Origin of the sequence: Butyrivibrio sp. WCE2006 (assembly GCF_000701985.1) — a bacterium.
Lineage (GTDB): Bacteria > Bacillota > Clostridia > Lachnospirales > Lachnospiraceae > Butyrivibrio.
In genome coordinates, this window is sequence record NZ_JNKH01000004.1 from 161,344 (window position 1) to 187,232 (window position 25,889).

General features: G+C 35.2%; 20 protein-coding genes and 1 tRNA gene. 19 read left to right on the plus strand and 2 right to left on the minus strand.

Annotated elements, in window-relative coordinates:
- Positions 1–3: 3 nt before the first annotated feature.
- The 3 genes from T501_RS04830 to T501_RS04840 all read left to right on the plus strand — a co-directional run bounded on the left by T501_RS04830 (position 4) and on the right by T501_RS04840 (position 5,654).
- Positions 4–1,914, plus strand: coding sequence for an AMP-binding protein (locus T501_RS04830; RefSeq protein WP_044913626.1), 1,911 nt, complete (start codon positions 4–6; stop codon positions 1,912–1,914).
- A 76-nt stretch (positions 1,915–1,990) separates the two neighbouring features.
- Complete coding sequence (locus T501_RS04835) at positions 1,991–2,560, plus strand: hypothetical protein (RefSeq protein ID WP_044913627.1); 570 nt, start codon at positions 1,991–1,993, stop codon at positions 2,558–2,560.
- Between the two features lie 19 nt (positions 2,561–2,579).
- Complete coding sequence (locus tag T501_RS04840; protein ID WP_044913628.1) at positions 2,580–5,654, plus strand: AMP-binding protein; 3,075 nt, start codon at positions 2,580–2,582, stop codon at positions 5,652–5,654.
- A 90-nt stretch (positions 5,655–5,744) separates the two neighbouring features.
- Here the strand turns inward: T501_RS04840 and T501_RS04845 are convergent, their stop codons facing one another.
- Both T501_RS04845 and T501_RS04850 read right to left on the minus strand, forming a co-directional pair.
- Complete coding sequence (locus T501_RS04845) at positions 5,745–6,782, minus strand: M42 family metallopeptidase (protein WP_044913629.1); 1,038 nt, start codon at positions 6,780–6,782, stop codon at positions 5,745–5,747.
- A 148-nt stretch (positions 6,783–6,930) separates the two neighbouring features.
- The gene (locus T501_RS04850; RefSeq protein ID WP_197027917.1) at positions 6,931–7,959 is read right to left on the minus strand and encodes a GGDEF domain-containing protein; all 1,029 of its coding nucleotides are present in this window, start codon (positions 7,957–7,959) and stop codon (positions 6,931–6,933) included.
- A gap of 385 nt (positions 7,960–8,344) precedes the next feature.
- Between T501_RS04850 and T501_RS04855 the strand changes: the two genes are divergently transcribed.
- The 16 genes from T501_RS04855 to T501_RS20015 all read left to right on the plus strand — a co-directional run bounded on the left by T501_RS04855 (position 8,345) and on the right by T501_RS20015 (position 25,880).
- Positions 8,345–8,418 (plus strand) — tRNA-Met (locus T501_RS04855).
- Between the two features lie 574 nt (positions 8,419–8,992).
- Positions 8,993–9,460: a PssD/Cps14F family polysaccharide biosynthesis glycosyltransferase gene (gene pssD, locus T501_RS04860; protein WP_026509711.1), complete on the plus strand. Its 468-nt coding sequence runs from the start codon at positions 8,993–8,995 to the stop codon at positions 9,458–9,460.
- Positions 9,461–9,486: 26 nt separating this feature from the next.
- Entirely contained in the window at positions 9,487–9,975 is a 489-nt protein-coding gene (gene pssE, locus T501_RS04865) for a PssE/Cps14G family polysaccharide biosynthesis glycosyltransferase (protein WP_026509712.1), read from the plus strand.
- Positions 9,976–9,980: 5 nt separating this feature from the next.
- Positions 9,981–11,384 carry a sugar transferase gene (locus T501_RS04870; protein ID WP_044913632.1) on the plus strand — a complete coding sequence of 468 codons (1,404 nt, stop codon included), beginning with the start codon at positions 9,981–9,983 and terminating at the stop codon, positions 11,382–11,384.
- A 4-nt stretch (positions 11,385–11,388) separates the two neighbouring features.
- Positions 11,389–11,658, plus strand: a complete 270-nt coding sequence (locus tag T501_RS04875) for a PqqD family peptide modification chaperone (protein ID WP_442856341.1) — start codon at positions 11,389–11,391, stop codon at positions 11,656–11,658.
- 25 nt (positions 11,659–11,683) lie between these two features.
- Positions 11,684–13,159: a tyrosine-protein kinase domain-containing protein gene (locus T501_RS04880; protein ID WP_044913633.1), complete on the plus strand. Its 1,476-nt coding sequence runs from the start codon at positions 11,684–11,686 to the stop codon at positions 13,157–13,159.
- A complete protein-coding gene (locus T501_RS04885; RefSeq protein ID WP_044913634.1) occupies positions 13,068–14,066 on the plus strand; it encodes a glycosyltransferase family 2 protein in 999 nt (332 codons plus the stop codon). Before T501_RS04880 ends, T501_RS04885 begins: the two co-directional genes overlap by 92 nt.
- A 5-nt stretch (positions 14,067–14,071) precedes the next feature.
- On the plus strand, positions 14,072–14,992 hold the full coding sequence (locus tag T501_RS04890; protein WP_050008140.1) for a glycosyltransferase: 921 nt from the start codon (positions 14,072–14,074) through the stop codon (positions 14,990–14,992).
- Between the two features lie 9 nt (positions 14,993–15,001).
- Positions 15,002–16,372: a hypothetical protein gene (locus T501_RS04895; RefSeq protein ID WP_044913636.1), complete on the plus strand. Its 1,371-nt coding sequence runs from the start codon at positions 15,002–15,004 to the stop codon at positions 16,370–16,372.
- On the plus strand, positions 16,366–17,313 hold the full coding sequence (locus T501_RS04900; RefSeq protein ID WP_044913638.1) for a capsular polysaccharide synthesis protein: 948 nt from the start codon (positions 16,366–16,368) through the stop codon (positions 17,311–17,313). The genes T501_RS04895 and T501_RS04900 overlap by 7 nt, the downstream gene beginning before the upstream one ends.
- Positions 17,285–18,187, plus strand: coding sequence for a glycosyltransferase family 32 protein (locus tag T501_RS04905; RefSeq protein WP_050008141.1), 903 nt, complete (start codon positions 17,285–17,287; stop codon positions 18,185–18,187). Before T501_RS04900 ends, T501_RS04905 begins: the two co-directional genes overlap by 29 nt.
- On the plus strand, positions 18,188–18,763 hold the full coding sequence (locus tag T501_RS04910; protein WP_044913640.1) for a VanZ family protein: 576 nt from the start codon (positions 18,188–18,190) through the stop codon (positions 18,761–18,763).
- Between the two features lies 1 nt (position 18,764).
- The gene (locus T501_RS04915) at positions 18,765–21,158 is read left to right on the plus strand and encodes a CotH kinase family protein (RefSeq protein WP_044913642.1); all 2,394 of its coding nucleotides are present in this window, start codon (positions 18,765–18,767) and stop codon (positions 21,156–21,158) included.
- Positions 21,145–22,308, plus strand: coding sequence for a nucleotidyltransferase domain-containing protein (locus T501_RS04920; RefSeq protein WP_044913643.1), 1,164 nt, complete (start codon positions 21,145–21,147; stop codon positions 22,306–22,308). Before T501_RS04915 ends, T501_RS04920 begins: the two co-directional genes overlap by 14 nt.
- Before the next feature lie 118 nt (positions 22,309–22,426).
- Positions 22,427–23,869 carry a lipopolysaccharide biosynthesis protein gene (locus T501_RS04925; protein ID WP_442856342.1) on the plus strand — a complete coding sequence of 481 codons (1,443 nt, stop codon included), beginning with the start codon at positions 22,427–22,429 and terminating at the stop codon, positions 23,867–23,869.
- The gene (locus T501_RS20015) at positions 23,862–25,880 is read left to right on the plus strand and encodes a glycosyltransferase (protein WP_050008142.1); all 2,019 of its coding nucleotides are present in this window, start codon (positions 23,862–23,864) and stop codon (positions 25,878–25,880) included. The genes T501_RS04925 and T501_RS20015 overlap by 8 nt, the downstream gene beginning before the upstream one ends.
- Positions 25,881–25,889 lie beyond the last annotated feature (9 nt).

The window sequence follows — 25,889 nt, forward strand, 5'->3', positions numbered from 1 at the left end:
AGAATGAACGAAGACAGACTTAAGCAAATAAATAAAAGACTAGAAGATGGAAGCATAAATGAGCAGAGTATATACAGTTACCTGATAGAAAAAGTTTCATGGAATCCTGAACTGCTTCTTAGGACGGCTATTATAGACTGCACGAGAAAGTACACATATAAGCAGATGTTTGCAGAGTGGGAAAGATATGCAAGAGTATTTTCCGCTCTCGATATTACAGAGGAAAATGCTTCTCGTGTGGGCATTGCAGGGACGATATCAGCTGAACCGCTCTTTGCATTTTATGGACTTAATATGACGGGAGCCAGCGTATCGATGCTTTCATATCCCGATTTTCTGCCGCATGGACAGTGGAAAACCATGGTGGAAAAAGAAAAGATCACAGATCTGATACTTTCAGATATCATGATTTCACCGGAAATGTGGCCTGAGATAGAAGCCGTTAAGGATGAGATGGGTGTAAGAAATATTATATTACTGCATTCAAAACTTGGAGGACCTTGTGTCGGACCGGCTGAGCTTACTTATAACGAAGTCAATTATCACAGGCTAAAGAGAACTCCCGGTACTGTATTCATGGAGGATCTACTTAAGAGTTATCCGTTAAATCCGATTAAGTATGGAACAGGGAATCCGGATCATTTAGCTATTATTACACACACATCCGGTACAACCAAGGGAACAAGGAAACCACTTCCTTATACCGAAAAATCCGTGAATATAACTTCATCGAATTTCGGGATGGGCTTTCATGTGATGGGAGGAGATACTAAGGGTATCGAACAGTACAGACTAATTCCCAGTTTTGATTTCAGCTCATATCTGTGCATGTGTGGAGTCGTCAACTCAACCTTTGCGGTCGCTGATTGTATAGTGCTGACATTTTTTGGTTTCATGCATCCCAAGTTTGTAAGGGCTGTTGATTATTACAAGATCAATGTGCTATTTACGTCAGGCTTTATGGTAGATAACTGGATAAGACAACCTGATCTGAAGAGTAATGCTTTTTCATCCCTTAGAATTTTTTCATGTGGTGGATCTTATCTGCCAGTAGATAAGCTGAAGAAATATTATAAGTTTTTGAGAAAGCATGGCTACTACGGCAATATCGAGAGAGGATACGGTATGTCGGAAACCGGTGGCGCTCAGCTTTCGGTACCAGAGGGCTCTATGGAAGATATATTGGGATTTCCAAAGCCGAAAGAGAATTTCAGGTTCAAGGATGTGGATGATAATAAATTCTACACTGTAGATGATGGGGTAAGGACAGGGGTGATGTACATTGCTTCAGATTCCCTTTGTATGAATGTTCTGGATGGTGAGGAACTTTTTAAATATACGGTGATAGATGGCAGAAACTTCTTGTGTTCAAACGATCTTGTCAGGGTCAATGAAAATGGCAGTGTATCCTATGCAGGTCGTGCGGACAGATTTTTTGTAAACAATGACGGAGTTCATTTTGATGCAGGTATAGTTGAGACTGCAATTTCAAGGTTCAAAGGTGTTGAGATGAGCGCCATTGTACCGGTGCTTGACAAGCGCATACATGATACTGTTCCGGTTTTATATATTGTTCCGGAAAAGAACTGCAGGAACGCAGCAGGAATGGTAAGAAAAGCTCTGATGCATGCTTTTATCGAGGAAGACCTGATTAAGAAAAGTGTATTACCGACTCAGTTTATCCTGGTAGATGATATACCCTGTAATGCTAATGGAAAAATAGATATTTACAGGATTACCCGGGAAAGACTCAAGGGAGATGCCTATGACATAGTTCCTGTAAGAGATGGTGATAAGCTGATTGATATTGAGACAAAGCATGATCCAAAAGCGATAAGCATAACAGCAGGTACACTTCCGGAGGGAATGGAGGGAAGATCAGCATTTAACCTGTACGAGCTGTTTAACGGATAAGTGACATCAATTATTTTAGACCGGGCAGGATTACGAACTAATCGTGTCGGTACATTTTAGACGAGGAGAAAATAGCATGTTTGATTTCTTTGGCAATGATCAAAATGGTAAAAACTGTTTCATGGAAGTAAATGATACCGGATCAAATTCATCAGGTATGAATATGGCAAATCCCATGAACATGATGAATTCCATGAACATGGCAAATCCTATGAACATGATGAATCCCATGAATTTTATGAATCCCATGAACATGATGAATCCCACGAACATGATGAACCCCATGAATATGATGAATCCTATGAATATGATGAATCCTATGAATATGATGAATCCCATGAAGGGAATACAGCAGTCCTTTATGATGCAAATGCAGTTTATGCAGAATATGTCTATGATGCAGATGCAGTTTTTACAGGGCTTAATGAACGTGATGAAAATGAATGGTGAGGCTAATACAGGTGGTGTGCAGGAAGCTTCCGAAGTGGCTGCGGGGCAGCAGGAAGGGTTTAAGCTTGGAAGCATTACTATCCCTCCTGAACTTTTAAAAAAGCTGATGCAGATGGATATGTCTCCTGAGAATCTTGAAAAACTTCAGAAGGTGCTTGATTTTGTTCTGGGTTCCATACCTGAACAGAAGAAATGATTTTCCAGGAGGGCTCTCTATGAATAAAAATGATAGTTTCGGAAGAAAAGTGAAAAGAGAAATTACCAGAGCAATGCTCGAACGCTTACAGAGTATGGACCTGCAAAAGAGCATGGCTATGTTCGGGGCAAAAGAACCTCTTATATATGATGATGTTGAGGAAACTCTTAACGTGGCATATGTAAACAGGGATGAAGTTGCTCTTGCTATGGATATTTTCAAACCAAAGGATGATGGTGGCAAAGAGCTTCCCGTTATTATTGCAATTCACGGAGGCGGCCTTTTTATGGGTGACAGAAGCCTTGAAAGACCTTATTGCCGGTTGCTTGCGCATAAGGGTTACCTCGTGTTTTCACTGGAATACAGACTTGTACCAAAGGCTATTCTCTGTGAGCAGCTTGATGATGTATGTGCAGGACTCGATAGAGTCGGCCAAATGCTGGTTGATTATGATGTGGATTTTAGCAGAATTTTCATGGTGGCTGACAGTGCAGGTGCTTATCTTGCGGCGTATGTCACTGCGATGCATGGCTCTGAAAAACTGCAAAATGCCATTGGACATAAGCCTTCAAGAATGGTATATGCTGCTGTTGGCTATATATCCGGAATGTTTTATACCAATAAGACTCTTCAGGAGTTGATATATGGGGATAGGCGTAATGATGAGAAATTCCTCAAATACATGAATATTGAGCATCCTGAAATAATTCAGAACCTTCCGCCTGCATTTCTTATAACGAGCTGCGGAGATACATTTAATAACTACTCCATTAAATTTAATCAGGCATTGAAGAAGCGCGGTAGAACTTCAAAGCTTGTTTATTTGGGAAATGAAGAGCTTCAGCATATTTTTCCTATTACAAACCCTGAGCATCCAAGGAGTCTTGAAGTGACTGATAAGATGCTTGCATGGTTTGAACAGCAGGCTGATATAAGACGTGACAGCCGAAAAAATGATTCGGCAATGGATAATAAGAGAGCAGAAAACATTAAACGGATAGCATCCGGCGAATTCAATAACATGAAGGTATGGAAAAGTATCAAAGAGAGGACTGCATATGATGAGAAGATACTTTTGCGTGCTGCTTTAGTGGACTGTACCAGAGAATACACCTATGAGCAGATGTTTGAGGAATGGGAGAACTATGCAAGGGTATACTCTGCACTGGATATCTGCGCGGAAAACAATTCAAGAACAGCACTTTGCGGTGTGATTTCTGCTGAAACTGTTTTTGCATTGTTTGGCCTTAATATGACAGGTGCTGAGGTTTCGCTTTTTTCATATCCTGATTTCCTGCCCGGGGGAATGTGGAAAACCATGATCGAGAAAGAAAAAATCACAGATATTATAATAGCTGATATCATGGTGACTCCGGAAATCAGAGATGAAATTGAAAAGATAAAAGAAGAATTTGGAATCCGTAATGTGATCTATATGCATTCTCTAATGGGCGGACCTACAGTAGGGCCTGCAGAACTGACCTACAATGAGCTTAATTATCATATGCTAAGGCGCACAAATGGTGCAGTTTTCATGAATGACCTTTTGGAGAAATATCAGGATGAGAATATAAAGCTTGATGAGTCTGAAGGGGACAGAGTGGCATTTATTGCGCATACCTCCGGTACAACCATGGGAACAAGAAAACCATTACCATTTACTGATAAGGCCTTTAATGAAGGCGTGTCTGTGATACCTAAGGGCTTTCGTTCGTTTATCGAGGGAAAAGATGATGGAAAGCCTATTACTATTCTTCAACTGTTTGATTTTAGTTCTGTAATGGCTCTTTCCGCGCAGCTATGTTCAGGTTTTGCTGCTGGTGAAAAGATTATTGTCACATACTTTGGATTCATGCATCCTAAGTTTATACGAGCTATAGACTATTACAATGTAAGTGTCCTTATGACAACGGGATTCATGGTGGACAAGTGGCTTGACCGAACGGATATCGATGATGTGGACTTCTCGTCACTGAAGGTAGTTGGAATGTCAGGAGGATATGTCTCTCCTGAAAAGATGGAAAAGTATACTGAATTTTTCAGAAAACATGGATTTAAATACAGTATTACATCAGCATATGGTGCTTCTGAGACCGGAGGAAAGCCGATTTTTGCTCCGAAAGAGAATAAAGAAGATATTCTGGGATATGTTGAAAACAGTGAAGAAGTACGTATAAAAGATGAAAAAGACGGAGAGTTTTATAAAGTCGAGGATGGTCCACGTACTGGAGTGCTGTATAGGCTTTCACAGGGGCATTGTGAAAATGAACTCGATAATGTTAAGCTTTTTGAGTATACAGAGATTGATGGCAAGGACTTTTTATGTACGCATGATCTTGTTCGTGTAAATGAGGACGGTAGCATTTCCTTTGCCGGAAGAGCAGATAAGTACTTTGTCAATAACAGCGGAAAAGAGTTCGATTCGGGCTTAGTGGATATGAATATGGCTGAGCACAAGGCAATTGACAGATGCGCAGTAGTTCCGGTTATGGATAAGAGAATTCATGACACCGTGCCGGTATTATATGTAGTTCCGGCAAAGAAGGGAGAAGATGCTGTTAATAACATACTTAAAGCTTTCAAGGATGTCTATGTGAAAGATAAAAAGATTGAGCCTAAAAATCTGCCAACACAATTTATGATAGTTGATGATATTCCGATAAATGCCAATGGAAAACTTGATATCTACCGCATTACCCGCGAGAGACTTGCAGGTGATGCATACAATCTGGTTCCTGTCCTAGAAGGGAAAAAGCTTATCGACATAAAGTGCGAACATGTTGAAAAGACAAACAGCTTTACAGCAGGCACAATTCCTGCCGGGATGGAGAATAATTCAGCCTATAATATTTTTGATATATTTAATGCGGATTCGACATCGGATAAAAAGGATACAGCATCAGGTAACAACTTCTTTAATGGCTTTGATCCGTTCAAACCCTGGAAAATGTTCATGCCTGATATCAATATGAAAGATATCTTTAAGTCGGTTGAAATTCCGGAAAGTGTCAAGAAGGATGTGCTAAAATATGGCAACCGAATTTCGGGTCTTTCCAATGGAAGAAAATGGATAGATCATGATTTTGAAGAGTGAATAAATTATAATAATATGTTTGAACAGACTCGACAAGGCTCTTTCGAACCTGGTCGAGTCTGTTTACAATTAGTATTTTGAATCAATGAATTACTCACTTACATATTGAGCCAGAAGTTTATATGTGTTTTTGATTCCATCAATGTGAGTTCTCTCGTAACCATGGCTTGCTCTTGTGCCGGGGCCTATGGCAGCATGTCTGATATCATAACCTGCTACAAGTGCGGGATCAGCATCGGTTCCATAGTGAGGAGTGAAGATGTCGGGCACATAGTCAGCACCTGCTTTTTTTCCTGCCTCCTCAAGTTCTCTGGTCATATCAAGATTATAAGGGAAACGGCTGTCCTTGCAGAATACAGAAACCTTGTGCTCTGAGCTTGTCTGCTCAGGACCGATGCAGGCAATGTCTATTGCAAGGAAATCTTTTACATCATCAGGAATGAAGGATCCGCCGTGACCGATTTCTTCATAGAATGAGATATAGAGATATACTTTACGATTGAGCGTTATTTTCCCTTCTTTAACGTCTGCAAGTAATTCCATAAGAACTGCTACCAGAGCTTTGTCATCAATATAATGAGATTTAATGTAACCGTTTGAATATGTAAATCTGGGTTCAATTGCTACATAGTCGCCAATATCAATTCCGAGCTTTCTTACATCATCAGCAGATGAAACGTCTTCATCGAGTACCACAAAAGAATTTGTATCAAAATTTGCTACTTCTTCATTGAGTTCATTTTCGGTTACATGTACTGAAGCATTTTTTCTTTGCACGCAACCTGTGAAAACCTTGCCGCTGCGGGTGTGGACGCGGACATTTTCACGCTCAGTATGGTATGCATAGAGACCACCAACCTTGCATACTTTGATAGTTCCATCGTCATTTATATGACGGACCATCATGCCTATGGTATCACCGTGTGCAGTGATAAGAAGCGGATTGCCTTCGCCTCCGATGTCAGCAATTATGCCACCTTTATGCAGGGTGGTAGTTTTGAATCCAAGATCCTCAATCTCTTTAACAAGATAATCCTGAAGTTCATGATACTGACCTGTCACGGAATCAATTGCCAGCTCCTTTTCAAGTTCATCAAGAAATCTTTTTTCATTTAATTCATAGCTCATAGTAATATTCCTCGCCTTATAAAATAGTAAAGCCGAAAAGCCCTGTGATAAATTATCACATATGACCTTTCGGCTCAATTTTTATCATAATGATATTGTGTGTTAAAAGCAAGATTTATCAGGTGGTAGAGTTAAATATTAAAATATCTTAATGGGTTCTGCGATTATGATTGGCGTAGTATTTTGCTTTATCCTCATACATCAGCTCATCAATCTTGCGAATAAATGATTCCTCACTGTCATTTTTTGCATTGAAAATGGAGCCACCAATGGAGGCTGAGATTTCAAAGGGGAGCTTTTTTGAAGCATTGAAATCATCGATTGCCTTAAGAATAGATTCTTTTATTGTTTGAACATATTCCGGTGAATAGGCATTCAGGATAATTATAAATTCATCACCGGCAAAACGAATTATAACGCCGTTATCACCGACTACACCGGCCAGTATTTCTGCCATGGCTATAAGGGCTCTGTCACCGTCTGAGTGAGAGTATTGGTCGTTTATCTGTTTGAAACCATTCATATCAAGCATCAAAGCGCCAAATCTGCCATCGCCTTTCGACATGGATTTTTCCAATTCGGGTATATAAAAACGGTTAAAGGCTCCGGTCAGCTTATCACAATATATGCTTTCATTTTGCAGTGAAACTGTAATGCAGCAAATTGCAACACCTACACAGGGCCATATTAGAGATGTACCGTAACAAAATGATTGGATAAACATTCCGGCCAGAATCGGGAAAATAAACTGCCATGCAGGAAAAAATCTTAAATAATGGCCTTTTCTTCTCGCAGAAACATATACAAAAAGACCATATAATAAGAAGAACAACTCAACCACAACATAGAACCAATATAAGAACAATCTGTGATATACATTATTCTCATCGACATAATAAATAATAGGTGTGAATATATTAGTTATCAGAATAATTGACTCTGAGATGCAGAGAGTGGCAACCAATAGCACCTGCTTTTGGCTTAATTTTTCATGAATGTGACGCACTATCAGTATGATGTATGCAGGACCGATTATCACATTTAAGCTAAAAAGAATAGTATTTGAACCATGTACTAGGAAATATGGGAGTTTCCCGGGCTTACCATCAGAATAGAATGCTATCGGATCTACGAAACAACCCACGATGACAGAGAGAATCATTATCAATATAATCAAACTCTCGGAATTCTTGGTCTGTATACGCCAGCCCCTGCTAAAAAGAAGTACCGTCATAAGTAGGAAACCGACTATATTTGAGGATAGAACTGAAGCGACATTTACCATAGTTAGTATATCCTTACAGTTTGCTTAGAAATCTGTGTATTAAAGCATTTCCCAACGATTAATCAATTATTTGTGTTCTATTTAATGGTAAAATTACAATCATTACATGTCAATAAATTGCATACAAAAAGATAAAAAACTATAGGAAAAAAACATTAAAAATTTTCTAAAAAAATTTTGAAAAAAATTTTAAAAAAGTTGTTGACATAAAATGCATGTCGATATATACTAATCAAGTCGGCCGGCGAGAGACCGAAACAAATAAACATCATAATATGGCGAGATAGCTCAGTTGGCTAGAGCACGCGGTTCATACCCGCGGTGTCGAGGGTTCGAATCCCCCTCTCGCTACTAAAAATAAAGCATAGGTTGAAGACCTATGCTTTATTTTTTTATATATTTCTTTAGAGTTTGTGTTGGACATTTGTTGGACAAAGCAAAATATAATACTAAACAGCTGGTAAGTAGTTTCTGGGGGATAAGTGACCCTTTGCGTGAAATTTAATTACATAACTGACAAAATCATAGAAAATAATATTTCAAATTTGATAGAATTGCCAATTTTAATTAAATAAACTTGATGATAGAATCTATTTATTAAGATTTATTTAAGAAATGAAATGTTCGGCACCACCTACCTATCGATATCAACATAAGAATTTTAATTCACTTTGAAGTCGGAAAACATTTTGAAATATTGCGTTTTCCGGCTTTTTGTTATTTACAAATTACTATACAAATTGCACTAATTCATCTAAAATCTATGGTCTGAGATTTGTCTAAAAAGTCGAAAAAAATTATTTCTTACTAATTTGATAGATTTTTTTATTGTGGAAGGTGTATATTTGTAACAATATTGTTAGAATTATAAATTTACCATAAAGAAACTATAAATAATTCATGCAATATGAGGGGGAAAAACTAAATGAATGGCAAGAACAAAGTAGCGTTTGTTGCATCTTCAGGCGGACATCTCGAAGAGATATCCAAGCTTAAGGGTATTGAAAAAAAGTATGACAGCTTTCTGATCACTGAGAAAAGTGATTTTGAGCTTAAGAATTTCTGTGAAAAGAAATACCTGCTGCCCAAAATGGACAGGAAGCAAGTACTTTTCTTTCCAAAGTTTATCTGGCTGTTTATAAGAGCAACACAGATACTGCTTAAGGAGAAACCTGATTTTGTTATAACAACCGGGGCACTGATTGCATATCCGTTCTGTGTTATAGGTAAGCTGATGGGGATCAAGGTTATCTACATAGAATCCTTTGCAAGAGTGAATAATCCATCATTGACAGGAAGGCTTGTTTACAATATGGCGGATCTTTTCATGGTTCAGTGGGAAGATATGCTTGAGAGCTATCCTAAATCAATGCTTGGAGGCGAAATGTTCTGATAGATTGCATCTAGGAGGCAAAGATCTTGATTTTTGTAACACTTGGAACGCAAAAATTTCAGATGAACAGATTAGTGAAGGCCGTTGATGAGCTTGCAGGCAGTAGAGCAGTGAAGGAGGAATTTTATCTTCAGATTGGCTCATCAACTTATAAGCCTAAGAACTGCAGGTATTCAGAATTCATGGATACAAATGAGTATGATGATAACATTAAGAATTGCAGCATGCTGATAACTCATGCAGGAGTTGGGACAATAATAACAGGTATTAAAGCAGATAAACCGGTAATAGTTGTTCCGAGACTGGCAAAGTTCGGGGAACATGTTGATGATCATCAGACTCAGATAGCTGAGGCTTTCTCTAATAAGGGATCGGTACTTAGCTGTACTGATATAGATGAACTGGCAAATTATATAGAAAAAGCAAGGTCTTATAATTTTCAGCCTTACGAAGTTAAGGGTGGAAATGTGGAGGAGAAGATTCTTCACTTCATGGAGATGTTTGATAAAGGTTAAAGGTAATGAATCGTAGTAACAGAGGGGCTAATACGAATGTTGCCCAAATGATAGTAGACATCCTACTCGTGTATTTTGTCTATGCTATTGAAAAGGCTTTATATGGGAATTATCTAAGGGAAACAACTTACCTTAAGTGCTTTGCACTTGTTATTGTTTTTGGAGTGGTATATATTCTGGCAAATAAAGAAGCCAGAATATACAATGTAACACTTTTCTTTTACTTGGATCGTTTTTGGAAACTTCTTAGTAAATCTTGGCTTATAGCGTCAATTACAACTATCGTTTTTATGTATTTATATAATCCGGGCCTCGGTGCCAGGAGATTTCATTTGCATTTTCTTCTGATGATGTATGTGGCTATCTGTCTGAATATGCTTGTCAGCAGATTTGCGCAGATGTCGACATCAGACAAGCAGGCTCCAAGATCTGCCTTTGTAGGCGTTTTTGAGGAGTATGAGAGGTTCAATTACTATTTGAACAAAACCAGCATGAAGCTTGATAATGTAGGATACATTCTTAAGAGAGGAACTCTTGAACAGAAGGTATTCAATGTACTTGGAAATCTTTCGGATCTGGAAAACATAATCCGCAAGTATGAGCTTGATAACATATACTTCATGCTACATGAAAACGATAATCTTGAAAGTATTCAGCAATATATAGATATATGCCTTGAAATGGGAGTCACTGTTAAGGTAATCATGGATGTTCAGGGGGGCCAGCTCTTAAGCCGGCCAAACAGCTATGTGAGCTCGGTGGGTACATATCCATTAATCACATATCATACGGTTACACTTAATACTTATGAGCAATTTGTAAAGAGGGCAGTAGATATAGTTATAAGTGTTGTAGGAATAATACTTACTTCACCAATTATGATTATTACAGCAATAGCGATCAAGCTGGATTCACCGGGACCTGTTCTTTTTAAACAGGTTAGAGTCGGACAGAGCGGTAGGAATTTCAGTATCTATAAATTCAGAAGTATGTGTGAAAATGCTGAAAATATGAAAAAGGAACTTTTGGATAAGAATGAAATGGATGGAGGTATGTTCGTTTTAAAAGATGATCCAAGAGTTACAAAGGTCGGAAGATTTATCCGTAAAACCAGTATTGATGAACTTCCACAATTTTTTAATGTACTTAAAGGTGAAATGAGCATTGTGGGCACAAGACCTCCGACTGTTGATGAAGTCTCACAGTACAGGAGATCACAATGGAGACGAATAAGTATAAAACCGGGAATAACCGGAATGTGGCAGGTAAATGGGAGAAATGACATAACAAGTTTCGATAAGGTAGTGGAGTTTGATCTTAATTATATCGATAATTGGAGTTTGTTATTGGATTTTAAAATAATATTGAAGACAATAAAGGTTTTAATTACAAGAAAGGGAGCGTACTAAGGCGATGAAAATGGAGAGAAGTGAAAGGGTTCAGCTTAAAAAGAAATTGAATGTTACAGATCTTTCAGGGGAAAAGGTAATGATTGATTTTGAGTCCGGAAAATATTTTATGATCAAAGGATCCGGAAATGATATATGGGACATGATTCAGGAAGAGGTTTCAGTGGATGATATTATCAAAAAGCTTCTTACTGAATATGAGGTTTCTGAAGAAGAATGTGAAAAATCAGTTTTTGAGTTTTTAGGAAAACTCAAGGAACTGGAATTTATTTAAGCTGTTTGTTTACGGAGGAGAGAAAGTGTTCAAAATCATAATACAGAACTTTCATTTTGAAAAAATTATCTGGATAATAAAAACTAAGTTGAAATACATGATTCTTGTGGGACTTTTATGCGGAGTACTGGCAGGGGTTGTTGGGTTATATATAAAAGAAGATACATATATGGCTGAGATTTCCATGTATGTATACACAAGTCCTGATTATATAACTGATAATGGAATTAATATTTCCCCTTCAGATATATCTTCTGCAGGTTCTCTTCTTAACAGCTATATGCAGATATTAAAGAGCGACAGCTTTTTAAATAGTGTAATAGAAGAAGCTGAGTTGAATCCCAGGCTTTATACTACAAAAATATTAAAACGTGAAATATCATCCCAGGCCATAGGTGGTACGGCTGTTTTTAAAGTTTATGTTTATGACACTAATCCCTATAATGCGATGCTTATAGCTAATACTATTGGTAAATTAGCACCGCAAAAGATTATAAGCATTGTTAAATCCGGTGGTATTGAAATTCTTGATGAAGCAACTTTACCAACAAAACCGTATGAATCTACAAGTGTTCTTAAGCTTGTTATAATGGGAGTTTTTGCCGGTGGATTCCTTTCATTTGTGTTTTTTATGATAAGGGGGTTTTTGGATACTCGTTACAGAAGAATGTATGAATTACAGGATATGTTCAATATCCCTATTATTGGTGTTGTTCCTGAGATTGAGGATAAAAATGAAGCAGGGGAGCCTGATGTAATATTAAGAAATGACAGTCCTTTTGTTTTAAAGGAAGCATACAATGATCTCCGTGCAAATATGCTATTCCTCAATAAAGGTGAAAAGTGTCCAGTATATGCAATTACCGGTGCTGATTACAATGAGGGAAAAACTACTACCAGCATTAATATTGCGATGGAATTTTCTATGATGGGTAAAAAAACATTGCTTATTGATGCTGATTTGCGAAATGGAAATATTGCAAATGAATTAAAGATAAACGCCGATTATGGACTTAGTGAGTACCTGGCAGGAATCAAAGATTTACAAATTAAAAATGATGTCATAGATAAACTAGATGTCCTTTCTTCAGGTGCATATCCTCCTAACCCTACGGATCTTCTTGTAGGAGAAAAGTGGAAGAGTCTCATATCTGAGCTTAAAGAAAAGTACGATGTAATAATAATTGATACACCTTCATTAGGAGTTGTGGCTGATGGTCTTGAAGTTGTAAATGTGGCTACATCATATGTGGTTGTTGTAAGAGAATTTGCTACACGGTTTGAGCGAGAAGAACTTATTATAAGAAAACTTGAAGCAGTGGATGCTGATGTTTGTGGATTTGTCTACAATGGAATATCAGTTAATTCAGAGGACTACAATCACAGAGATTATGTAAATGGTGGAGATTATGCTAAGCGTAGTAATACCCGTGTACAACACAGAAAAATATTTAAGAAGAAGTCTGGAAGCACTAGTAAATCAGACACTGCCGAAGCATGAAATGGAAATAATTGCAATAAATGATGGTTCAACTGATGGCTCTTTACAGATTCTTGAGGAATACAAGGAAAGATATCCGGATTTGATAAGAATCTACAGTAAGGAAAATGGCGGACAGGCAACTGCCAGAAATCTTGGTATAAAAAAGGCTACAGGTGAATTTATTGGATTTGCAGATTCTGATGATTATGTGGACAGAACTATGTTCGATAAGATGTTTACTCTTGCAAAAATGGAAGATGCAGACCTGGTGGAGTGTCATTACCACAGCATGCTTGAAACAGATAAAAAGGATAAAAACGGGAATCCTATATATAAAGAAATCTCAACAAGAGGGAAAATTACTTCGCATAAAGACATAAAAGAACTCTTTTTGGATCCGCAGGTTTCTCCCTGGAATAAATTATATAAAAGAGAAGTTTTGGTAAATGGTAAGGTGCTTTTCCCTGAGGGAATGATATATGAGGATACTGCTTTTTATATAAAGTCACTACCATTTATAAAAAAGCATGCTTATCTTGATGAAAAACTTGTTTATTACAGCGTGCGTCAGAATTCCACTATGACATCCAATACCAATTCTAAAGTTGGCGATATATTTAAGGTTTTTGATGATATTCTTTCTTTTTATAAAAAGAATAGATTCTTTGATAAGTATAAAGATGAGCTTGAATATTTCTGCGTAAAGATTGCTTTCTGCAGTAATTTAAGCAGAATAGGCCGTGTTAAGAATTTATATATGAGACAGGAATTGTATGATAGGACATTTCAATTTGTAAAAAGGACTTTTCCTGAATATAGAGATAATAAGTATTTTGCAGGAAAGATTGGCCTTTATATTAAATCAGTAAACAGAATTGATTGTGATTTATATGCAAAGGTATTGTCCAGGGTAATGATAGGATGAAACCAATGATTTCAGTAGCTATGGCTACATACAACGGTGAAAAGTACATATTGGAACAACTGAATTCCATCCTTGATCAATCTCTTCCGGTGGATGAAATAATAATCAGGGATGACATTTCTTCGGATAAAACAGCTGACATCATAAAGAAGTTTATTCAGGATAATGGACTTGATGAAAAGATAGATTTTGCAGTAAATGATAAAAATCTTGGATATGCTTCTAATTTTATGGGCGCAGTCAGACAGACAAAAGGTGATTACATTTTCTTTTGCGATCAGGATGATATCTGGGTAAATGACCGTGTTGAGAAAATGGTGGAAGCACTTAAAAATACTCCGGATGCTCTGATGATAGGATCTGAATTTGAACCATTTAAGTGTTCAGATGATGCACCTGATGTACCACGGTGGGAACTTGCGAAATTTAAAAATGATGGGGAACTTGAAAAACTACAGTTTAATTCAGAGAACATTTTTATTGGATGTCAGGGCTGTACTATGGCTCTTAAGCGAAGCTTTTTGGATAGAATTGATGAGTACTGGTATGAAGGCTGGGCCCATGATGAATTCGTCTGGAAATTAGCTCTTTCCCTGGATGGTCTATATTTTTTACATAAGGTTACATTGAAGAGAAGACTTCATTCAAGTAATGTGACACTTCATAAAGAACATCAAAAGCAGCAAAGATTAAAGTACCTGACGGAACTGGCAAAGAGTCATGAGCAGACATTAAAATTTATTGTTCAAAATGAAGATGATAGCTATAAAGTTAATTTACTAAAGAAACATATTAAAGCTACAAATATGAGAATTAATCTGATAAAGCGCAGGGAAGTATTAAATTCATTAGCTCTATTAAGGTATATGGATTGCTATCATAAGAAGAGATCAATTCCTGTGGAACTTGTAATGGCACTTAAGTAAGGATTAGAAATGGCATCAGAAAACATTGTATTAGAATCGACAAGTAAATATGTCAAAACTCCCAGAGAAAGAGTGGTTTTCTATAGATGTGCAATACTGTATTTTTTTATTCTTTATGTTATGCCACAGTATTTTGGAATTCCCAATCCTGTTTTTGACCTGACCATAGTACGAATAAGTATCATAATTTTGCTGCTTTTCATAATATTTGATTATGGAAGATTGCATAGCTTTATAGACATTATCTTAAAGGAAAAGATGTCTGTAGTGCTAATACCATATTTAATAGTGCTGACTTATACAATGGTACTGAGAAAGGATTTTAATGCACTGCTAAATCCGCTTATAGAAATTCTGGAAATGTATTTACTAATATACATTATTCGGGATTCTTTAGGGGTAGATAAAACTATAAAATTGTTAATCGGTTTTATATATTTGCTTGTTATACTTGGATTTGTTGAGTCATTTACGAAGGTATCTCCGTTTTCATATCTTGTTACTATTAATGGAATATATACAGGAAGATATATAAGAGGTGGGCATTATCGAATAATGAGTAGCTGTGTCCATTCATTAGGATATGGGCTACTACTTATGACTGCCATGCCGTTTGCAGGATATGACGTTGAAAAAAAAGAGTATAACGTTTTTAGAAGACCGTTTTTACTTATTGGAATAATAGTGAATATTTTTAATACAGGATCAAGATCTAGTCTTGGAGTTATGTTTGTTTGTCTTGCCTTAATGTTTATTTTATCAGATCGAAGGTATTTTAGAATAAATATGTTAATTGCTACAGTAACTATGGTTATGCTTATAGCAATTACTTTTGCTACTCAAACGACTTCTTTTGGCAGGTATATCTTACTTCAGCTTACTAGTCTGGTTGATTCAGTTTTTGAGACGCAATACTCTATAAAATATGGATCAAACTATACTCAACTTATGCAGAGTAAGGGATATAGGGATTTATTAAACAGGATTTTTACTCTGGATTGGTTAAATCCTATACTTGGAATAGGAAGAAAAAGAGCATTTAACAGTCTTGTGGATGGAAAAGTTGTTGCTTCTATCGATAATTTCTATATAGCTGAATATATTCGCTATGCATATCCCGGAATGTGTTCATATATTTTTTATCTTTCTTATATGGTAATTAGAATGGTCAAGGATATTTATAAAACAAGATCTGCAATTGTGAGGGCAGTTTTTATAGGGACGGTAACATATTGTTATCACTTAACAATTGCAGATTCGTTGCAGACACTTAAGTATTTGTACGTTTTATTTGCAATTTTCATTTGCTGTGAAAAGAGAAATTTCAAATCAGAACCGCAGGGGAAATATCATAAATTAAGGAATGCAATATTATGGTAGAACATGACAAAAAGCTGATAAACAGAATAAAAGATAGAATGCTTTTAGGTACAATCTATGATCAGATAATGCTGAGAATTAAGTATAATGACCGGAAAACTCATTTCTTATATAAAGTCATGGTAGGGCAAAAACATAGAATGATTCTATATAAACGTTACAGAAATAAGTATCTGGATAAGTGTACAAAAGTCAGGGAATGGGAAAGCAGAGAAAAAAAGCAAAATATTAATACTGTTTGGGTTATGTGGCTGCAAGGGATAGATAATGCTCCTGATATTGTAAAAAAATGTATCGATAGCCAGAAGAAATATTTACCGGATAAGAACTTTGTTTTTTTAAATGAGGAAAATGTATTTGATTATATTGAACTGCCTGAATATATCATAAAAAAAAGGAAAGAAGGAATTATAGGCAATGCATTTTTTAGTGATCTAATAAGAAATGAATTGTTGATAAGATATGGTGGGTATTGGATAGATTCTACAGTTTTAATGACAAGTAATAAACTCATTTCCTACATAGATGAGACACCACTATTTATGTTCAGTTTCTATTATTTTGGGTTTAATCCGGAAGTAATGGAACTAAACAATTGGTTTATACATAGTACTACCAATAATAATATGATTTGTTTATTGCAGAAAATGCTGCTCGAGTATTGGAAAGACTACAATTATGCATCCAACTATTTTATCTACCATATTTTTGAAAGTATAGTTAATGACTATTATTGGAAGGCCTATAGAGAGATTCCTATTATAAGTCAGGTACAATCACATGTACTGGCTCATCACATCTATGACTGTTTTGATGACAAGAAATATAAAATATTGAAAGATACGATAGGAATACATAAGTTAAGTACGAGATTTGATCAGGATAAGCTTAAAAGGAAAGGAACATTTTACGATGTCATCATCAATCAGGGAAACTACTGATACAAATTTAATAAAGAGTATTGTTCCGGAAACAGGTAACAGGATACCTAAAATTATTCATTACTGCTGGTTTGGTGGGAAACCACTTCCGGATGATCTACAGAAATGTCTTGATTCATGGGAAAAGCTTGAAGGTTATACGATAATGCGATGGGATGAATCAAACTGTAACTTCGATGAGAATGACTTTGTAAGAAACACATATAGAGATCGGCAGCTTGGGTTCATAGGTGATTATTACAGATTAAAAGCAGTGTATGAATATGGCGGTATTTATCTTGATACAGATGTAAAGATAAATAGAAGCTTTGATGGATTATTAAAGCATAAGCTTTTTCTGAATTTCATCTTTGACTGTTCAGTAGGCTCAGCAATCATCGGTGGAGAAAAAGGAAATCCGCTTATCAAGGGACTTCTTGATATGTATGACAATACTGAGATTGTAAAAGCTAAGAGGGCTAAGGATCAAAAAGTCTTTGAATGGAAAGATAATAAGCTTTTGGTTCATGGATATGCAACAAGTAATTACTACTATACCTATTACATTTTGAAGCACTATCCGGACTTTATTTTGAATAATAAATATCAGGATTTAGGTGATTTTGTTATTTATCCCAAGGAGTATTTCGAAATAGGTTCACTTTCCGGAAAGCATTATGCGGTACACTTGTGTGCCGGGGAGTGGAGAATAAAAGCTGATGATTCAAAGAATTTAAAAAGTAGGGTAAAGAGAGCACTAAAACAAAATCAAAAACTTTTTGATTTTGTGCAGATGATAGTCAGAAAGAGAAGATACAATCAGTTAAAAAAAGGAATACCTTTTTACGAGTATTCGTTAGCACAGAAGAATAAGACATCTTTGCCGGAGTTATAAATGTTTGAAGAAATTATTCTAAGAATGGAACATCTTCTAATTGAACAGATGGAGGGCATTTATTTAAGTGATCTGCTAATCATAGTATTAGTGTGCGCACTTTTTATCTTTGTGCCAGGGTATGTATTGAATAAAAAGAAGGTAGTTTCATTCAAAAGAGTAATACATTTTTATCTGACTATAGTTTATGTGGCAGTATTGCTTTTATTTACTGTATTTAGAAGAGATTTTGGATCCAGATCCGGTTATATATATTCAGGTATAACTGTGGGAGTGTCACGCAGAGGAAGAATCTATTCTATTAATCAGATGATTTATTGTTTTTATAATGTATTACTTTTTGTTCCATGGGGATTTCTTCTTAGTTTTTTCAGAAATAAAGAACCTATGATTAAAACTGTTATTATGACAATGCTTTTAGGCTTCCTAAGTAGCTTTTCTATAGAAATTGTACAGCATATTACAAGGACAGGTTTTTTTGAAGTAACAGATTTAGTGATGAATACAGCAGGTTCGGCATTAGGAGCATTTATAGGATATTTATTTTTTACTGTTTTGAGGAAAGAGAAGGCATAAAATGAGTTCACAAAATAATGATGATAAAAAACAAAAGAATAAGCTGGATATTAAAGATTTAATAATTATAGTCATTAGTGCTGTGGCACTCATCTTATTATTGGGGATAATTATTGTTTCAAGAAGACATGATAGGAAATTGTCAGAGGCACTTGTCCAAAATAGTAATATTACAGCAGGAGATATACTTGTTAATAATAAAGGCTCATATGAATATCTTGAATTGACTGAAGTCAGTGGGGATAAATGGATTGAGTTATATAACAAAGGAGCCGAAACCATTGATATTTCAGGGTTGGAAGTATTTGTTTCCGGAAAAAGTGTTGGAACGATTGCAGAGGACGAAAATCTAAAAAAGGAAGATTATTATGTAATTGAGATTGATGCTAATCCTGGAAGTGGAGAATCAAATGTTCTGACAATAGTAGATAAAGATGGAAAACAAATATTATCACTGATTGTTCCTAAACTTTCCTCAGAACAAAGCTATGGATGGACTGGTGCAGAAACAAACAAGTGGGGGTATATCACTCCATCAAAGAAGAAAGAAAATCGTATAGATGGGATAGAGTATGTGAAATATGATGGAATATCTTTTTCAGCACCCGGAGGATTTTATGATGATGCATTCAGCCTAGAACTGAGTGCAGATGAAGGGGAAACTATTTACTATACTACAGATGGAACAAGACCAACAAAGGATTCTGATGTTTATGAATCTGGGATTACAATTTCGAATAAATCAGGTTCAAATTACAAGTATGCTGCGATGGCAAATTATAACAGGCTTCACATTGGCTACAACCCTGGAACAGTTGATGCAGGGATGATTATAAGAGCAATTGCTGTAAATTCTGCAGGCGCTGTAACGAAGGAAGCAAGCCAGTCGTATTATATCGGGATCAGAAAAGATACAGATTATCTTAATATTCCGGTATTGTCTATTACTACGGATCCTGAGAATCTTTTTGATTATGAGGAAGGTATTTATGTAGCTGGAAAGGCTAGAGAAGATGCAATAATTCAGGATCTTAGCATCAGGGAAAATGCTAATTTTCTGAATGGGTGGAAGAAGCAAACAAAAATAGAATATTTTGAACCTGATAAAGGGAAAAGTTTTGAACTAAATGTTGATATGAGTATCAATGAAGACGATGCCGTTTTTGATATACAAAAAGGCTTTGAGTTTGATCTTAAGAATGCAGACTACACTATTTTTAATGGAGCAGGGATTATAGATTATATTTCAGATGATGGAAAAGTGAAACTTACTCAAAATTATGATGACAATACACTTAAAGTAAGAAACTATATTGTTAGTTCAATTACTGAAAATATGGATATTGGGACGTTAGACTGTCAACCCTGTGTTTTGTTTTTAGATGGAGAGTATTGGGGACTGTATAATCTTAATGCATATTTGGATAAGAAATATATAGCTCGTCATTATGGTATTTCAAATGAGGATATAATATTTCATGAAAATAAAGAGAATGTAGAGGAGTTTAATACTTTTTATTCTTTTGTTGTTGGAAATGATATGTCTGTTGAAGAGAACTATGAAAATCTAAAATCAATGATGGACATAGATAATTTTATAGATTATATCTGTCTAAATATTGGTATGGGTAACACAGAGTTTTATCCCCGCTATGGAATGGCATGGCGAACAGTAAATACTGAAGGGACAGGTAAAATTGATGGTAAATGGAGATTTATATGTGGAGATATGTCTGACACCATATATCTGACAGATAAGCAGACGCCAACCATAAACACATATTTACAGATTGGAATGCAAAGTGATCTTTTGCTTCAAGCACTTCTTATGAATGAAGATTTTTGTAAAACATTTAAGGCAAGAATGAACAATATGATATCAAATGTCTTTACCGAAGAAAAATATTCTACGAATATTGATGAAATTGTCGAATTGATAAAAAAGCCTGCTTTGGCATCATATACAAGATATTATGGGAAGGCATCTGATAAATCTTATACAGAATTAGTTAAGAATATAAGAATCTTTTTCGAGGAACGGCCTGAATACCTAAAAAAGTATACTGTTGAGTATCTGGATAAGGGAGGAAATCTTGAAAAAGCAAGAGAGCTTCTGGAAGAAATTGAAAAGAAGGAGAAGGCTTCTAAAGGAACTATCGGCAGCGATGAAGAGACTTCGGATAGTGATGAAGTCATGGAAGACGGAACTATGGAAGTCGAAGAGGTAGATAATGAAGAAGCGCGAGAAGATGTAAGCGAAGAAAATGAAAGTGATAATGAGAAACAAAATGGGGAAGAGATGCAAAGTAAATCGGAAGATAGTGATATATCTATAATTACAAATCAAACTGATATTATTTCGCAGGAAGAGGAAGAAACGGATGGCGACAATTAAAGACATAAGAGAATATACAAGAGAGCTGATAATGGCTACTTTGAATAAGTCAGAACCAAAATCTATTCCTGAATCGTTGACTGTTTCTGAAATTGTGGAGATTGCTTTAAAAGGGCAGATGCAATATCTGATATTTAATTCGCTTATTAAAGTTTCGCAGGGTGCTGATGAATTCATTTTCATTAAGAAATCACTTTATAACAGTACTATGAAAACTTTTTTGCAGTCAGTTACTGCAAAAGAGATTACAAATGCCTTCGAAAAAGCTGGGATTAGACATCAGATATTAAAGGGGGCAGTGACAAAAACAATTTATCCATCACCTGAAATGCGAGAGATGAGTGATATTGATCTTGTTGTATATGGTGAAAGTCTCGATAACGCAGCTAAAATCATGGAGGGAATGGGATTTACAAATCATGGACTCATAAAGCATCATATGATTTTTTCTAAAAGTAATAGTATTGTTGTAGAAGTTCATTGGTGTCTTTTTGATGCCAATGCCGGAAAAGAACAACATATTTATTTTAAGGATAATTTTCGAGCAAAACTAAAGGATGGTACAAAGTATACATACGAGTTTAATCTTGAAGATTTCTATGTATATATGATAGCTCATATGGCTAAGCATTTTTTTGAAACAGGATGTGGAATCAGAAATCTTGTGGATATTTATATTTATATGGGTAAGTATTCAAAGCTTATGGATGTGGATTACCTTAAGCAGGAACTGACTAAGTGCGGGATTTTAGATTTTGAAAATAATATGAGAGAACTTGCTTTTATTTGGCTCGATGGTAAAGAATGTAATTCATTTTTTGAAAACCTTTTTGAATACATGGTTAATAGTGGGATATATGGCAAAACAGAAAATGGCATATGGAGTCAGCTGGCTAAGGAAACTTCAAATGGAAGTGATCATGTAAAATTGCATTATTTTTTTCCTTCGATTAATTTCATGAGAGAGAAGTATTCATGGTTAAATAAAACGCCATATTTACTGCCTGTAGCATGGGTAATGAGAGGATTTTCAGGAATGTTTAGTAAATCTGCAAGAGATCATATGGAAAAATTCGAGAATGCTGATGAGCAGGAAGTAAAAAAGATGCTTGAGATATATCATAAACTGAATTTAGGATTTAGAAGATAGGTAGTATTAGATGGAAGTAAGTAGATCCAAACGTACTCTGCAAAATGTCAGTGTAGGTTTTCTTAATCAAGTTGTAAATATGGTTCTTAGTTTTGTTTCCAGAACTGTATTTATTCATATGTTAGGAAACGAATTCCTGGGACTTAATGGTATTTTTTCAGATGTGCTAACTCTGTTATCGATGGCAGATTTAGGTTTTTCAACAGCTATGTCTTATAGTTTTTACAAACCTTTAGCAGAGCATAATGAAAACAAAATATCATCATTAATTGCCTTTTACAAAAAGGTATATAACATCATAGCCATAGCAGTATCGATTTTAGGACTTTGTTGTGTGCCATTTCTTAGATTTATCGTAAATACTGATACGGATATTTCAAATCTGGAAATATATTATTTGATTTCTTTGGCCGGTGTTGTAACATCTTATCTCTTTGTTTACAAAACAACACTGTTAACTGCAGACCAGAAGAATTATATTGTAGTAAATATAAGGATGGTTTCAAACCTTATAAAGGTTATTCTGCAGATTGTTAGTCTTGTTTTATTTAAAAACTATATTATGTATTTGGCTATTGGTGTAGTTGTGGAGATAACAAATAACCTTATTACTTCGAAAAAAGCAGAAAAGGAGTATCCATATATAAAGAAAATAGAGGGAGACAATAAAGTTGCTTTTGAACTAAAGAACAGAATTGTAGAGAATATGAAATCCGTGTTTATCTACAAGATATCGACAACAGTTTTTAGTGCTACTGATAATCTAATAATTTCAATAGTAGTAAGTACAGCAGCAGTAGGGCTATATTCAAATTATTTAATGTTTAGCCAAAAACTCTTACTTATAGAGCAAATAATTTTTTCAGCGATGACAGCAAGTATTGGTAATGTAATTGCAAAAGAAAATTATCAAAAGAGGTATAAGGTATTTCAGACAATTCAATCTATAAGCTTTATATTATGCGGAATAATTGTGGTAACTTTTTGCCTTATATCGAATGACCTCATTAGAGTTTGGCTAGGTGATGATTATGTTTTGTCAAAAGTGCTGGTTATTGCAGTGACTATCAACACTTTTTTCTCATGCAATTTGCAGCCTTTATGGTTATATAGAGATGCAACTGGTCTTTATCAGAAGACAAAATATATCATGCTACTTGCAACAATTGAAAATATTATTCTTTCTATAATACTTGGAAAGAAAATGGGTATAGCAGGGGTAATATTTGCTTCGGCTATTGCAAGATTAACAACATACTGCTGGTATGAGCCCAAATTGTTATTTAAGGAGTATTTTAATAATAGTGCAAAGAATTATTATAAGGAAATGTTGATAAATATTCTTCTGACAGTAGCGGTTATAGTTATTGGTGGAGCATTGTCGGAAAATATAAGACCGGATAATTGGACAATGTTGATATTCAAGATTTTTATAGTAGCGATATTGAGTAGTTTTATATATATCACTTTTTATTATAAGACTGAAGGTGCTCAAAACCTGATAAATAAAGTCAAGTCCTATTTTGGAAAAAGATTAGAAATGGATAACACGAATGGATGAACTTATAAGTGTAATCGTGCCTGTTTACAAGGTTGAAAACTACATAAGAAAGTGCATAGATTCAATTATTGCTCAGACATATACTACGCTTGAGATAATTCTTGTTGATGACGGATCGCCTGATAATTGCGGATTTATATGTGATGAATATGCTGAAAATGATAAACGAATAAGAGTTATTCATAAGGAAAACGGGGGATTATCAAGTGCACGAAATGCTGCACTTGATGTAATGAGCGGAGCTTGGATTATTTGCGTAGACAGTGATGATTATGTGCATCCTGATATGGTAAGAAGACTACATGATGCAGCGACTGAAAACAATGCAGAAATATCTATGTGCTCACACTATATAGAAAAAGCAGATAAGTTATTGATTACTGAAAGAGTGGAGGATGATATTCAGGTACTGGATAAAAAGACAGCACTCTATAAGTTAATTGAAGACAAGGAAATAAAAAATTATGCGTGGGGAAAACTATATAAATCAGAACTATTTGACGGAGTAAGGTATCCTGAGGGTAGAAATTATGAGGATATAGCCACAACATATTATTTGTTTGATAAGGCAAAAAAAATAGTAAAACTACCTGATTATCTTTATTACTACCTTATCAGAGAAGATGGAATATCCTTTAATAATTCAGCAGCTGCATGGCATAAAGGATGTCATGCGACTTGCCTTGGACAGGAAGAAAGAGCAGCGTATTTTTTACAAAAGGGGTATGACGATTTATATGAGCTTGCGATGGCAAAGCTTCTTCCATATCTATATTCGGATATTAGGAGCGGATATATTGTTCAATATGACGACAATATAAATGATACAAAATCATATTTGAAAGAACACATGCAAGAATTCATAACCAATTCGATGATATCTGATAAGGACAAGCAGATTATCTCAATTTACCTTAAAGATGAGTTTGCATTTAATGTTTATAACAGTTGCAAGAGTGTTTACAAAAAGTGTATTAAGAATATCTATAAACTAAAGAGAATAATTAAACCTGACAATTCTTCATTCGATTTTTCAATAGCAAATGGAAAATTAAAACGAATAGTATATTTTGAGCTACCATGTTTTGATAATCTCGGAGATCATGCAATAGCATATGTAACGGAATATATATTGAATAATATTTGTCTTAAAGAAGCTTATAATTATCAATTGTTTGTAGTTGATGGTTGGGAAACAGATCAGGCGATAAAATCGCTAAAAAAATGTATTACTCCCGATGATGTTGTTATTTGCCAGGGGGGAGGGAACTTTGGAAGCCTTTATGAATTTGCTGAGATTTTCAGAAGGAAGGTTTTGAAGGCATTTAAGAATAATAAGATAATAATTATGCCACAAACACTATATTATTTGGATGATGAGAAAGGCTCTCGTGAATTATTACTGGATCAAAAGGCAGTCAGAAAATGTAAACAAATGACAATATTTGCACGAGATGCAGTGTCATACAAACTTATGAAACAATATTTTCCGGCAGATATAATTTTGCTTCATGATACTGTTTCTTTGTTTGATGCAACATATTTAGCAAGCACAGAGAGGGAAGGAATTGTTATTTGCTTGCGATCTGATAAGGAAAGTGCACTAAAGGCTGAAGACAAAATAAAGATTATTGAGTTTAGCGAAGCAAATGCAAAAAAGATAATTGTTACAGACACATGTACCAATTATGAAGTTAGTCGTGCTGAACGCAAGAGAATACTTGAAAAAAAGATAAGCTTGTTTGGTGGTGCGAAACTTGTTATAACTGACAGACTTCATGGAATGATTTTCTCAGTAATCACTGGAACTCCTTGTATTGTTTTGGGTAATGATCATCATAAAGTGTTCGAAACATATAAGACTTTTTCGGATTGCAGTTATATAAAATATGTCAATTCTATAGATGAACTAAAACTGCTTTATAAGAGTTTAAGTAGGAACAATGCTGATGATAAAAAAATAAATTTGGCAGATGATTTAAAAATATTGGAGGATAAGATAGTCAACTAAAGTTGAAGC

Coding starts and splice junctions, on each gene's coding strand:
- T501_RS04875 (WP_442856341.1), top strand. CDS start 11,389: ATGAAAATGGAGAGAAGTGAAAGGGTTCAGCTTAAAAAGAAATTGAAT.
- T501_RS04900 (WP_044913638.1), top strand. CDS start 16,366: ATGGTAGAACATGACAAAAAGCTGATAAACAGAATAAAAGATAGAATG.
- T501_RS04830 (WP_044913626.1), top strand. CDS start 4: ATGAACGAAGACAGACTTAAGCAAATAAATAAAAGACTAGAAGATGGA.
- T501_RS04905 (WP_050008141.1), top strand. CDS start 17,285: ATGTCATCATCAATCAGGGAAACTACTGATACAAATTTAATAAAGAGT.
- T501_RS04915 (WP_044913642.1), top strand. CDS start 18,765: ATGAGTTCACAAAATAATGATGATAAAAAACAAAAGAATAAGCTGGAT.
- T501_RS04845 (WP_044913629.1), bottom strand. CDS start 6,782: ATGAGCTATGAATTAAATGAAAAAAGATTTCTTGATGAACTTGAAAAG.
- T501_RS04885 (WP_044913634.1), top strand. CDS start 13,068: ATGCTAAGCGTAGTAATACCCGTGTACAACACAGAAAAATATTTAAGA.
- T501_RS04840 (WP_044913628.1), top strand. CDS start 2,580: ATGAATAAAAATGATAGTTTCGGAAGAAAAGTGAAAAGAGAAATTACC.
- T501_RS04925 (WP_442856342.1), top strand. CDS start 22,427: ATGTTAGGAAACGAATTCCTGGGACTTAATGGTATTTTTTCAGATGTG.
- T501_RS04910 (WP_044913640.1), top strand. CDS start 18,188: ATGTTTGAAGAAATTATTCTAAGAATGGAACATCTTCTAATTGAACAG.
- T501_RS20015 (WP_050008142.1), top strand. CDS start 23,862: ATGGATGAACTTATAAGTGTAATCGTGCCTGTTTACAAGGTTGAAAAC.
- pssD (WP_026509711.1), top strand. CDS start 8,993: ATGAATGGCAAGAACAAAGTAGCGTTTGTTGCATCTTCAGGCGGACAT.
- T501_RS04920 (WP_044913643.1), top strand. CDS start 21,145: ATGGCGACAATTAAAGACATAAGAGAATATACAAGAGAGCTGATAATG.
- T501_RS04870 (WP_044913632.1), top strand. CDS start 9,981: ATGAATCGTAGTAACAGAGGGGCTAATACGAATGTTGCCCAAATGATA.
- T501_RS04895 (WP_044913636.1), top strand. CDS start 15,002: ATGGCATCAGAAAACATTGTATTAGAATCGACAAGTAAATATGTCAAA.
- T501_RS04890 (WP_050008140.1), top strand. CDS start 14,072: ATGATTTCAGTAGCTATGGCTACATACAACGGTGAAAAGTACATATTG.
- T501_RS04835 (WP_044913627.1), top strand. CDS start 1,991: ATGTTTGATTTCTTTGGCAATGATCAAAATGGTAAAAACTGTTTCATG.